The following is a 12,055-nucleotide window of genomic DNA, read 5'->3' on the forward strand; positions in this document are numbered from 1 at the left end:
TTGTTTGACAGAGGACATTTTGCCATGTAAAATAAAAACAAAGATTGTCAAAGGAGAAGAAGGATGAAGGGAAAACGGATGATGTTATGCCTGTTGGGCGGTATGATGCTTTGTTCCGGCTGTGCCGCAAGACGGGAGCAAGCCCAGCAGATGCTGCAGCAGCAAAAGGAAGAAGACCGGTATGATTCCATGACACTGGCCATGGATACGGTGATCAATACCACTATATATGACGAGAGAGGCGAGGAGCTTTTGCTGGAGGTGGAGCAGGAGATCCAGCGTTTAGAAGGACTGTTTTCTGTTACAAAGGCTGACAGTGATATTTCCAAACTGAACGCTAACGCCGGAAAAGAGGAAACTGCGCTTTCAGAGGAAACATACGCTCTTTTGAAAACCAGCAAAGAGATTTCCACTGAGACCGGCGGCAGCTTTGATATTACCATTTCCCCTGTGGTCAAGCTGTGGGGATTTACGGAGGAAGAGCATCATGTGCCTTCTCAGACGGAAATCGACCAGGCTATGGCATTGGTAGATGAGGACCAGCTTCTGATGGAAGAAAATAATACCGCTTATCTGGAGGAGGAAGGCATGGCGGTAGATCTGGGGGCCATTGCCAAGGGATATGCTTCCGATGTGGTAGCGGATCTGCTGCGGCAGGAAGGCGTAGAATCGGCACTGATTTCTCTGGGAGGAAATCTGGCTTGTATCGGTACAAAACCGGACGGCTCTTTATGGGAGGCTGCCTTGGCGAATCCATTGGACGAAACAGATTATGTGGGACTGTTCCAGGTTTCTGACTGTTTCCTGATTACTTCCGGCGGCTATCAGCGGTATTTTGAGCAGGACGGCAAACGGTATCACCATATTATTGATCCCGATACAGGCTATCCGGCGGAAAGCGGCTTGCTGTCCGTGACGATCCTGAGTGAGGACGGCACAAAGGCGGATGCCCTTTCTACGGCGCTGTTCGTTATGGGGCTGGATCGAGCACTGGATTTCTGGCGAAACAGCGATGATTTTGAGGCGGTATTGATTACAGAGGACGGCAGAGTCATTGCCACAGAAGGGGCCGCGGCGGTATTTTCCTTTGAAGGGCGTGACAATGACTTTACATATGAAACGGTGAACAGATAAGGAGGACGGCCATGAAAAAATTACTTGCTTTGCTGAACGGTTATGTTCTGGAATGCGAATGGAAGGATCTTGCGCTGATGAAAACCTGTATTTGCGCTTTTGGCGTGATGCTGGGGTTAAGTCTGCCCAGAGAGAAAAAGAAACCTGCTCTGGCAGTGAGCGGGGTATTGTTTGTTGCGTCAACTGCGCTGCTGGCAGTACGTTTTCTCAAGGAGTTTTGCCCCTGCTGCGCGGCGGAAACAGAGGAGGAGACTGCCGATGGTGAGGACGAAGAAGGATTTATCATGCGGATCGTAGAAGAAGAGTGATCCATGTGGCAAGACAGGAAGAAAATCGGGCCGAGGATTTCCCGCGGGAAGGGAGATTTTCGGCCTTCCTGCATTTTTTGGAAAGTGTTTGCCAAAGCCGGGAAGAGAAAACTGTGAAAGTTGCATGAGAATGGGGATTTTTCCTTTGGGTTTTTGGGGCTTGTGCAAAAAAAACAGAAAAAATTTCTGGTTGTGGAAAGGAAGGATTTTCCTTGATTTTGCAAGGTTTTTTCTGTTGTACCCTTCCTTTGGGACCAGAGGTTGATATTGACATTTGTCCTTGTAATCAGTACCATAGAGAGAGAATGTAGAAACAAATGGAGGCGTGTATGGCGAAAAGGGAACCAGTTCTGGATTTTGAGCAGTCCAGAAAAAGAGTAGTGGATTTTTTTGGTTGTGACAGTGATTTTTTCATCAAGCCCCTGCTTGATCTGGAATGGACAGTCAAGGAGTCGGAGGACTTTTTCTTCCTTTCCTACTGGACGAAAGAGGGGAAAAAGGTCGATGCTGTCGTGGTGAAAAAGGGCGGACAGCCTTTGATCTATAAAACAAAGGATTATACCATGGTCGTCGCCATAGACTGCGTGAAGATCGGTTTTGTTTTCCGCAACGGAAAAAATATAATGGCGGAAGAGACCGAATCGTTGTAACAAAAATACTTTCCCGCGAGGACGGAGAAAGAATTTCGCCGATGCGGAAAAGGCGCTTTTTTAAAACAGACTTCTAAACGTGTTTTTGCGGAATAGACTGTTTAAAGAAAAGCAATGCTGAAAAGAAATTTTTTTTGGCAGAGAAAAGGGGAGAAAGCATGCAGATAAATAATTGGCCGGAGAACAACAAAGTGACTGTTACGGGGATCGTAGCGGAAGAAGCGGCTTTCAGCCATGAAGTATACGGAGAAGGGTTTTACACATTTAAGATTGCCTCGGAACGTTTGAGCGATCAGGCGGATATCCTTCCGGTGATGATTTCTGAAAGGATTTTGGCAGTTTCCGGCGGAGAATTGAAAAAAGGCAGCAGGATACGCATAGTTGGCCAGCTGCGCAGTTATAATAATTACACAGAAACAAAGAGCCGTTTGGTATTGACCATATTCGCCAGAGAGCTGTCCCTTCGTCCGGAGGAGACTACGGCGGCGGTCAATGAGATTCATTTGCAGGGATATATCTGTAAAAAACCTATTTACCGAAAGACTCCCTTTGGCCGGGAAATCTCCGATATTCTGGTGGCAGTGAACCGAGCCTATAATAAATCAGACTATATCCCCTGTATTGTATGGGGCAGGAATGCCCGGTACGTGGATACGGTACAGGTAGGTACTCCCATTGAAATCCGAGGCCGTATTCAAAGCCGCACCTACCAGAAAAAACTGGGAGATGTGGTGGAGGAAAGAGTGGCCTATGAGGTTTCGGTTTCCCAGATCAGTCTGGCGGAAGGACATACAGGGGAAAAGACGGAAAAAGGCGGGGAAGGCGTAACGCCGACCGTATAAAAAAACAGGAGTTGAACAAAAGTGAAGCAAGGACAAATTTCAGTATATTACGGGGCGGGAAAAGGAAAAACTTGCGTGGCGCTGGGCAGAGGCCTGCGTGCTTTGGGAGAAGATCTTCGGGTCGTAATGATCCAGTTTATGGATTACCATAGCCACAAGGAGATGGCGCTTCTGGAAAAACTGGAACCGGATTTTCGTGTGTTCCATTTCGAGAAAAACCGTACTGGCGAGGTCATTACGGAGGAGATCCGAAAGGAAATCGCCGGAGAGATCCGCAATGCCTATAATTTCGCCAAAAAAATCCTGGATACAGGCGAGTGTGAGATGCTGATGCTGGATGGTATTCTGGAATGTGTCGAAGAGGGCTTCCTTCCGGAGACGGATGTAGTTGCGCTGATGGAAAAGCGGCCGGAAAATATGGATATGATATTAACGGGGTCTGGCTTGCCCGGTGGTGTGGCAGAAAGAGCCAACAGTATTTATCAGATCGTTCCGGAAAAATAATCAATCAGGAAAATAGAAAGCGTGGAAAACTCAGATGGAGTTGTCCACGCTTTTTTATGGTTACATCAGGCCGGTTTCCTCCAGTTTTTCTTCAAAGAAATGCTTCAGGCGGATCAGCGGTGTACGCAGCACAATACCGATCAGCAGAGAAATCGGGATAAAAGGGGATGTCTTCAAAAAATCCATCCAATAGGCGTTTTCATACATACCGCCGACACACTCCCGCATGGCGTTAATCATATGAGTAAAGGGCATCAGCGGATTCAGTACACGGAAAAACAGCGGCGTTACTTCAATGGGGAAGGTGCCGCCAGCTCCGGCTACCTGAATCACCAGAAAAACTACTGCGATGGCTTTGCCCACGTCTCCGAAGGAGATGGTCAGTGTATAGATGAAAAGGCTGAATACAAAAGCGGTGTAAATGGCGGCCAGTACGAAATGTCCGGGATGGAGACATTGTATTTTTAGAAGCAAGAGATCTCCTGCCGCCACAACGATCCCCTGTACAACAGCAAAGAGTAAAAAGATCATATACCGCCCCAGATACTTCTGCCAATGGGTCGCTTTGGCAATGACGTCATCTTCCCGTATTTCGCATTTAAGAATGGCCGCAAGAATCAGACCGCCAACCCAAAGACAAAGGACAGTGTAAAAGGGCGTCATGGCGGAGCCGTAATTCTCAATAGGGTAGAGCTTATGGGTGGTCAGCGTCACAGGGGAGGCCATAAATTCACTGATGGACTCCGGGTCAGTCTGTATCAGCCGCAGGAGCTGGTCTAAATCGCCTCCAGCCGCAAGTTTTTCCCCTTCATGATAAATTCTGTCCATATGATCGTTCATGTAATCTACGGCCGTATTCAGCTGAGAAAGGGCATCCAAAAGATGTGCATAAGTTATATCCAGACCGTCCAGCGTCGCTTCTGTATGGGGCAGGCTGGATTCCAGCAGGGCCATCCGGTTGGAAGCGGCAGAAAGGACGTCATATATGTCATCCAGAGAAGTCAACAAATCATTTTTTACATTTTTACGATAATATTGCTCCAGATCTCTCTGGGCGTTCTCCAGAGCATCATAATTTTGGGAAAGCTCGTTCAACAGGCTTTCGGAAAGCTGTACACCTTTGGAGACGTTAGATTTTGCCGTATAGAGCCGATCAATTATGAGTTGGGTGCGGTCGATCTGGGCGCTCATTTTTTGCAGGAGCGTCTCTGTGGCGGGGTGGCTGTCTCCGGGAAGAAAATGGTCCAATTCCGTCAGACCGGCAGAAATACCTTCCTGAAGACGCAGGAGCTTCTGGTTCAGGTCAATGGCCTTTTGGAGGGCGGACTGCACTTTGACGCTATCTGTTTCGGCAATGGAACAGGCAAAATCAGAAGCGTTTTCCGCCGCGGCAGCCAGATCGTCCATAGAGGAGAGAATGTCATCCATTTGATCCAGCGTCCTTTTGGTGAGCAGATGGGCGGCATCAATGGCGGAAGTCATGTTTTCCGTCTTGATCTGACCTTCTGGCAGTATTTCGGAAAAATCCGGCAAAAGATCACGGGCGGTGTCTCCAATTTGCTGCGCGGCCCGCAGAGTCCCTTCAAGGGCCTTTAAATTAGTAGAAAGGAGTTTGGTATCCTCCTGCATCCGTGAAAGGATTTCCAGAACATTAGAGGAGACTTTATTTTCCAATTCGGACAGGCCTTCTCCCGCAAGATTCATAACGGAAGAGAGGGCCTGAGAAACGGCGCCCACAAAGGATTCGTTCACCTGCTGCTGGATAGTGCCTACGCCTTTGTCCGTAATTTTGGTGGCGATGGCGTTTTTCTTCTCATTGACATAATAGGCGATTTCCGGATGGGTCACATCTTCTGTCAGTATACTGGCGATATCCCGGCTGAAAGAGGCGGGGATCACGACGGCGGCGTAATAAGAACCATCGGAAACACCATTCATGGCATCCTCTTCATCTACAAACTGCCATCCGATTTGATTGTTTTTCTTCAGATTGTCTATGACCATTTCCCCGATATTGATTTCTGTGTCGGAAAGAAGGCTTTCCGCATGTTCCGGCAGATCCAGATCCGCGGGCCGAAAGCCCATATCCTCATTGACAACAGCGACTTTTAACCCGCCGGTATTGCCGTAGGGGTCCCAGTTGGCCGCGATATTAAACCAGGCGTACAAGGACGGCAGAAGCATAATGCCCGCGGCAATCAGGGCCGCAAAAGGATTTCGGAATACAGATAAAAGGTCTTTTCGGAATATGTACCAGATAGTTCTCATGTGAGTCCTCCATTCAGATTTTTCGTAATCCAATTATGAAAGAAAAAACAAAGCAGCACAATAGACAATTGTGCTGCTTTGTCGCATCTATATTTAATTGAAATCTGCTTATGCCAGAACTTCCTTCATGGAGTACAGACCGGCGGGCTGGCCAGCCAGGAATTTTGCCGCTTTTACCGCGCCGACCGCGAATACTTCACGGCTGGCAGCGTGGTGGCTAAGGGTGATCACTTCATCCCGTCCTGCGAAAACCACATCATGCTCACCGACAATGGTACCGCCGCGCAGCGCGTGCATACCGATCTCGGTGCGTTCTCTCTTTTCCCGTTTCTGGGAACGGTCATATACATAGTGAAGCTGGTGGTCCAGAGCTTCGTTGATGGCGTCTGCCAGAGCTACTGCGGTGCCGCTGGGGGCGTCAATTTTCTGGTTATGGTGTTTTTCGATGATCTCAATATCGAAGTTTGCGTCATAAAGGATATTTGCCGCACGCTGTACCAGATCCAGCAGCAGATTGATGCCGACGGACATATTGGCGGATTTCAGGATGGCAACATGATGGGATGTTTCCTTCATTTTTGCCAGAGTATCATCGGAAAGCGCTGTGGTACACAGAACAACGGGGGTCTGTGTTTCCTTGGCGTAGTCCAGCAGAGCGGGTACCGCTGTGGCGGTGGAGAAGTCAATGATAACGTCGCCTTTTATGGTACATTCCGCGGGAGAAGCGAAAACAGGGAAATCCAGCGTGGGTGTGGTGGGATCAATGCCTGCTACTACCTGGCACTGGGGATCATTTTTAATGATTTCAGCAACGACATGGCCCATTCTGCCGCCGCAGCCATGGATAATAATATTTGTCATAAGTCAAAACCTCCTTATAAAATGGGAAAGCCCGTGGTGCCTTGTCTGAAACAGAACAGGCAGACGGGCTTTTGATTGTAATATTGAATTACAGCAGACCGTAGTTTTTCAGAGCGGTCTTCAGTGTTTCCAGATTCTTTTCTTCCATATCGCACAGAGGCATACGGCAGGGACCTACCTCATAGCCCATCAGGTTCAGGGCGGCTTTTACAGGAATAGGATTTACTTCGCAGAACAGCGCGTTAATCAGTTCGATGGCATCCAGCTGCAGTTTTGCTGCGCCTTCAATATCGCCGGCGAAGAATTTAGCAACCATATCATGGGTGTTTTTGGGTGCTACGTTAGACAGTACGGAAATAACGCCTTTTGCGCCCAATGCCAGCATGGGAACGATCTGGTCATCGTTGCCGCTGTAAATATCGAAATCGGGTCCGCACAGTGCAGCGATCTCAGCGATCTGAGAGAAGTTGCCGCTGGCTTCTTTTACGGCTACGATATTTTCTACCTTGGACAGTTCATAAACTGTTTTGGGAGCGATGTTGCAGCCGGTACGGCCGGGAACATTGTACAGGATTACGGGAATCTTGATGCTGTTTGCTACTGCGGTATAGTGCAGGATCAGGCCCTTCTGTGTTGCTTTGTTGTAGTAGGGGGTTACCAGCAGAACAGCGTCTGCGCCTGCTTTTTCACAACCCTGCGCCAGTTCGATGCAGTGTGCGGTATCGTTGCTGCCTGCGCCGGCAATTACGGGAACGCGGCCGTTTGCCACTTCTTTGGCATAACGAACACATTCGATCTGTACTTCATCGCTCAGTGTGGATGCTTCACCGGTGGTGCCGCAGATAATCAGAGCGTCTGTCTCATTGGCGATCTGGAATTCGATGAGTTCTTTCAGTTTGTCAAAGTTTACACTGCCGTCAGCATATGTAGGTGTTACCAGGGCTACGCCCGCGCCTTTAAAAATAGACATAATCATTTACCTCCTTAAAAATCTCCTGATGATGTTTACTGCATATTTTTAATAATTTCTTCTGCGATCTGTACTGCGTTGGTGGCTGCGCCTTTTCTGATGTTGTCAGCTACAACCCAGAGGTTAACGCCGCTTTCTACGCTTTCGTCGCGACGGATACGCCCGATGAATACTTCATCATGACCTGCCGCGTTGATGGCCAGAGGATATTCATTTTCCTGAGAATTGTTCTGCAGAACAACGCCCGGTGCGTTTCTTAATGTTTCGATCAGTTCATCCAGATCGAAGGGTTTTTCAAATTCAATATTGATAGATTCGCTGTGGCTGTCGAATACAGGCACACGAACGGTAGTTGCTGTTACGCGCATATTGTCGTTATGCAGGATTTTTCTGGTTTCGTTTACCATTTTCATTTCTTCTTTGGTATAGCCGTTGTCCAGGAATACGTCAATATGGGGCAGGCAGTTGTTGGCGATGGGGTGAGGGAACTTCTTGGGAGCTTCGCCTTTCAGACCGTTCTCCAGATCCTTCCAGCCTGCCAGACCTGCGCCGGATACTGCCTGATATGTGGAATATACCACACGTTTGATTTTATATTTGTCGTCCAGAGGCTTCAAAGCAACCATGGCCTGAATGGTGGAGCAGTTGGGGTTGGCAATGATGTTTTTGTGCCAGGCGATATCTTCGGGATTTACTTCGGGAACGACCAGAGGTACTTCCGGGTCCATACGCCACTGAGAACTGTTGTCGATGACGATACAGCCGTGGGCCGCCGCGATAGGAGCAAATTTCTCGCTGGTGCTGCCGCCTGCGGAGAACAGGGCAATATCAATGGGTTTATCGAAAGAGTGCTCTGTCAGTTCTTCTACCACATATTCCTTCCCGTTGAAGGTAAGGGTGGAGCCTGCGGAACGGCTGGATGCCATTACATAAAAATTTTCAATGGGCAGCTGTCTTTCTTCCAAAACCTTCAAAAAGGTTCTGCCTACCATACCTGTTGCGCCTACAACGGCAAGATTTACTTTCTTCATTTTAAAGATACCTTCTTTCCTATGTATTGATTTATTGTATCCGTAGAAACAAAAAAGAGCCGGCGCTGCCGACTGCAAAAAACCATAGAAAATAAAGTGATTTCTCCATGGTAAAATGAGATCGTAGCGCTCCATTGGGGAAGACCCAATGACAGTCATACGGATCTTATCCGCACAACCAGAAGAAAACAGATAAGGCTCTTTCCTTCTTCGGCATTTTCCCCTTTTGCCGAGCTTCGTGTATCCCTTATGATATTCGCCCGGGTACTCTTGAAAAATGCACCTCTACTTCCTTTGTATTTACTTATGGTATAGTCTAGCAAAAGAAAGTGATTCTGTCAAACCATTTCTGCGGTTTTTCCAAAAAAAGCGGGAAATCCATTTTTGCAGGAAAGAAAAAGGGGATTTTGGCGCATCCTATGGCAAAAAGGAGGCGTTTTGTATGGAACAGAAAAAGAAAAAAGAACTGACACCGGCGCAGAAGGCGGATCTGGCTATGAAATATGAGATTGCGGCAGAACTGGGATTGGCGGACAAAATAGAAAAGGAGGGTTGGAAGGCGCTGACTTCACGGGAAAGCGGACGTATCGGGGGCATTATGGGGAAGCGGAAACGGGAATGTAAAAAAGAACAGCCAAAACAGCAGGAAACCCTATAAAAATACTTGCATTAGAATGTCATAGGAGATATAATTTAAAATTAGACTATGGCAGGATCGAATGAGGGAGGAGACCAATGGAGACTTATCAGCTCTTTGCGTCAGTATATGATATTTTTATGGATGAGATACCCTATGAAGCATGGATCGACTTTCTCAGGGAGATCTGGCAGAAGGAGGGGGTACATCCCCAAAGGATTACGGATCTGGGCTGTGGTACGGGCAATGTTCTGCTGCCTCTGGCCAGAGCGGGCTATGAAATGACGGGAGTGGATCTCTCCTATGATATGCTGGCTCAGGCGGAGCACAAGCTGCGTCAGGAAAATCTTTCCGCCAGGCTGCTTGCCCAGGATATGACGGAATTTTCCCTGCCGGAAAAGGCAGACTGTATCATCAGTCTTTGTGACTGTCTGAACTATCTGACAGAGGATGGCGAACTGTCGGCAGCCTTTGGCTGTGTGGCAGAACATTTGGCGGAGGATGGGCTGTTTTTCTTTGATATGAATACAGCCTACAAATTCCGGGAGATCTACGGAGACAACACCTATGCTTCCGTGGAAGAGGATGCGGCCTATATCTGGGAGAATACCTATGACGAGGAAGACTCCATCAATGAATATGCGGTCAATTTCTTTCTGCGCCGCCCGGATGGCAGCTATGAAAGAACAGAGGAATATCATTATGAAAGAGCCTATTCTATGGAAGAAATAGAGCAGGCCTTAGAAGAAAACGGCCTTTGTGTGGCGGGTGTCTATGATGATTACCGCTGGCAGGCGCCGGAAGAAACGTGCCAGAGAATCTGTGTTCTGGCAAAAAAGAGGAAAGAGAAAACGGAGGAAGAATGAGATGCAGGATTATGTAATCAGAGCAACGGCGGGCAACGGCAGCATCCGTGCCTTTGCGGCCAGCACAAAAAATCTGGTGCAGCACGCCAGAGAAATTCATCATACCTCTCCTGTGGCGTCTGCCGCATTAGGGAGAATGCTGACAGCGGCTGCTATGATGGGCAGCATGCTGAAGGGGGAGAAGGATCTGGTGACCCTTCAGATCCGGAGCCTGGGGCCGCTGAAAGGCATTGTGGTTTCCGGGGACGCCCAGTGCAGAGTCAAGGGATATGTGTTTAATCCCAGTGTGGATATCCCCTGTAAGTATCCGGGCAAGCTGGATGTCAGCGGTGCCATTGGCGAAGGCTATTTAAGCGTCATCAAGGATATCGGCCTGAAGGAACCCTACGCGGGGCGGATCAAGCTGATCAGCGGTGAGATCGCGGAGGATCTGACATATTATTACGCTCAGTCGGAACAGGTGCCTTCCGCGGTAGGTCTTGGTGTACTGGTGGATACAGACACTTCTATCCGTCAGGCAGGCGGTTTTATGATTCAGCTGCTGCCGGACGCAACGGAAGAAGCGATTTCTACCTTGGAACAGAGGCTGAACACCATTCCTTATATGACAGATCTTCTGGATATGGGAAAAACACCGGAGGATATCCTGGAGATGATTCTGGGAGATATGGATTTGAAGATCATGGACAAGGTACCTGCGGAATTCTACTGCAACTGCACGAAGGAACGTGTAGAAAAGGCCTTAATCAGTATTGGTAAGGAAGAACTGGAAAAGATCATCAATGAGGACAAAAAAGCAAACCTGCATTGTCATTTCTGTTCCAAAGAGTACGATTTTACGGAAGAGGAACTGCGGACTTTGCTGGAAAGTGCGAAATGATTTTTTGATTGTGAAGGGAGAAAAAAGGAGGTGAGCCTGTGAAGCGTGATTTTGCCGTGGCTGTGAAGGCAGTCATTGTGAAAGAGGATAAAGTTCTTGTACTGCGCCGTTCCCGTCGGGAAATGGAATGCAGCTACATGAATAAATACCAGAAATGGGATCTCCCCGGAGGCGGACTGCATTTTTACGAAAAGGCAGAGGATGGACTTCGGCGGGAGATTCGGGAAGAGACAACGCTCCAGGTCAGCATCGGAACGCCGGTTTCCATGTTCGATGTGATACGGCGGCAGGTTCACCTCTGCATCTTCACTTATGCGTGCCGCTGGGAAGCGGGAGAGGTACGCCTGAGTGAGGAACATGAAGCATACATATGGATGACCGGAGAGGAAGTGGCGCAGAGCACACTGCCTTTTTGGATGAAACGGGATCTGCTCCGGGGCCTGGAGCAGTTTGGGAAAAACGCGTGATTTTGCCTATGGCAAAGAACGCGTTTTTTTGTGAAGAAAATCAGAATGAAGAAAATCCTGCAAAACCCAATGTTATGTGTAATTTTTTCAAGGGAATCCGTTTATTTTGCGGAAACAAATGTTAAAAATATGTAAAAAAACCATGAAAAAGACAAGTCTATTTTGTGTGAATTCACAATAGCTTTTTTTTGAACAGTAGAAGTATTCACGACTTTAGATTTTGTGTGCTAATAAATAGTATGCAAAATACCATAGACAAATCCCGATAAATTAAGGATTTTGTTTTTCTGAGAAATATATTTCGATTTAATTTTAACAATAATGTCGACGATTCTGCATTTTTATATAAACAACGGGGCGGAAGTGCATATTGACATTATGGAATCGTTCCAGTATTATTTAAAATAAGGTATGGTATAAATACAAGTCATACCCCGGATTTGCCGATAAAACTTATAAAATTTTGACATTTTTTACCGGCAAAATGTTTTCCTTTTTTGTGTTAAATGAATGGGAAAGGAAGGAAATGCATTGGTTTGCGTGGAAGGGTACAGGGTATTACTGGAAACATGATTATGTTATATTATTAACAATATGTTTTGTATCGGAACATGAAACACCTATGCAGACAGTAACA

13 protein-coding genes and 1 riboswitch are annotated in these 12,055 nt (G+C 47.5%); of the genes, 9 read left to right on the forward strand and 4 right to left on the reverse strand.

Translation table 11 applies throughout. The features are described 5' to 3' along the window. Positions 1-63 precede the first annotated feature (63 nt). The 5 genes from H9X84_RS01610 to H9X84_RS01630 all read left to right on the forward strand — a co-directional run bounded on the left by H9X84_RS01610 (position 64) and on the right by H9X84_RS01630 (position 3,438). Complete coding sequence (locus H9X84_RS01610) at positions 64-1,134, forward strand: FAD:protein FMN transferase (RefSeq protein ID WP_205132576.1); 1,071 nt, start codon at positions 64-66, stop codon at positions 1,132-1,134. Positions 1,135-1,145: 11 nt separating this feature from the next. Next, on the forward strand, positions 1,146-1,442 hold the full coding sequence (locus tag H9X84_RS01615; protein WP_205132577.1) for a permease of phosphate ABC transporter: 297 nt from the start codon (positions 1,146-1,148) through the stop codon (positions 1,440-1,442). A gap of 329 nt (positions 1,443-1,771) precedes the next feature. Continuing rightward, positions 1,772-2,092 carry a hypothetical protein gene (locus H9X84_RS01620; protein WP_205132578.1) on the forward strand — a complete coding sequence of 107 codons (321 nt, stop codon included), beginning with the start codon at positions 1,772-1,774 and terminating at the stop codon, positions 2,090-2,092. 158 nt (positions 2,093-2,250) lie between these two features. After that, a complete protein-coding gene (locus H9X84_RS01625; protein ID WP_205132579.1) occupies positions 2,251-2,934 on the forward strand; it encodes a single-stranded DNA-binding protein in 684 nt (227 codons plus the stop codon). A gap of 21 nt (positions 2,935-2,955) precedes the next feature. Then, positions 2,956-3,438, forward strand: a complete 483-nt coding sequence (locus tag H9X84_RS01630; protein WP_205132580.1) for a cob(I)yrinic acid a,c-diamide adenosyltransferase — start codon at positions 2,956-2,958, stop codon at positions 3,436-3,438. A 60-nt stretch (positions 3,439-3,498) separates the two neighbouring features. Here the strand turns inward: H9X84_RS01630 and H9X84_RS01635 are convergent, their stop codons facing one another. From H9X84_RS01635 to H9X84_RS01650, 4 genes are all read right to left on the reverse strand, one after another. Next, positions 3,499-5,706, reverse strand: a complete 2,208-nt coding sequence (locus H9X84_RS01635; protein ID WP_205132581.1) for a YhgE/Pip domain-containing protein — start codon at positions 5,704-5,706, stop codon at positions 3,499-3,501. Between the two features lie 108 nt (positions 5,707-5,814). Next, positions 5,815-6,567, reverse strand: coding sequence for a 4-hydroxy-tetrahydrodipicolinate reductase (dapB, locus tag H9X84_RS01640; protein WP_205132582.1), 753 nt, complete (start codon positions 6,565-6,567; stop codon positions 5,815-5,817). 88 nt (positions 6,568-6,655) lie between these two features. Further along, positions 6,656-7,537, reverse strand: a complete 882-nt coding sequence (dapA, locus tag H9X84_RS01645) for a 4-hydroxy-tetrahydrodipicolinate synthase (protein ID WP_205132583.1) — start codon at positions 7,535-7,537, stop codon at positions 6,656-6,658. A gap of 35 nt (positions 7,538-7,572) precedes the next feature. After that, a complete protein-coding gene (locus tag H9X84_RS01650) occupies positions 7,573-8,568 on the reverse strand; it encodes an aspartate-semialdehyde dehydrogenase (protein ID WP_205132584.1) in 996 nt (331 codons plus the stop codon). A gap of 116 nt (positions 8,569-8,684) precedes the next feature. Further along, positions 8,685-8,864, reverse strand: a riboswitch (Lysine riboswitch). 146 nt (positions 8,865-9,010) lie between these two features. Between H9X84_RS01650 and H9X84_RS01655 the strand changes: the two genes are divergently transcribed. From H9X84_RS01655 to H9X84_RS01670, 4 genes are all read left to right on the forward strand, one after another. After that, positions 9,011-9,226: a small, acid-soluble spore protein, alpha/beta type gene (locus H9X84_RS01655; RefSeq protein WP_205132585.1), complete on the forward strand. Its 216-nt coding sequence runs from the start codon at positions 9,011-9,013 to the stop codon at positions 9,224-9,226. Positions 9,227-9,303: 77 nt separating this feature from the next. After that, on the forward strand, positions 9,304-10,071 hold the full coding sequence (locus H9X84_RS01660; protein WP_205132586.1) for a class I SAM-dependent DNA methyltransferase: 768 nt from the start codon (positions 9,304-9,306) through the stop codon (positions 10,069-10,071). 1 nt (position 10,072) lies between these two features. After that, positions 10,073-10,951: an Hsp33 family molecular chaperone HslO gene (hslO, locus tag H9X84_RS01665; RefSeq protein WP_205132587.1), complete on the forward strand. Its 879-nt coding sequence runs from the start codon at positions 10,073-10,075 to the stop codon at positions 10,949-10,951. A gap of 38 nt (positions 10,952-10,989) precedes the next feature. Continuing rightward, on the forward strand, positions 10,990-11,418 hold the full coding sequence (locus tag H9X84_RS01670) for an NUDIX hydrolase (RefSeq protein ID WP_205132588.1): 429 nt from the start codon (positions 10,990-10,992) through the stop codon (positions 11,416-11,418). Positions 11,419-12,055: the final 637 nt, after the last annotated feature.

Source organism: Anaerotignum lactatifermentans (genome assembly GCF_016902535.1).
GTDB classification, from domain to species: Bacteria; Bacillota; Clostridia; order Lachnospirales; family Anaerotignaceae; genus Anaerotignum; species Anaerotignum lactatifermentans_A.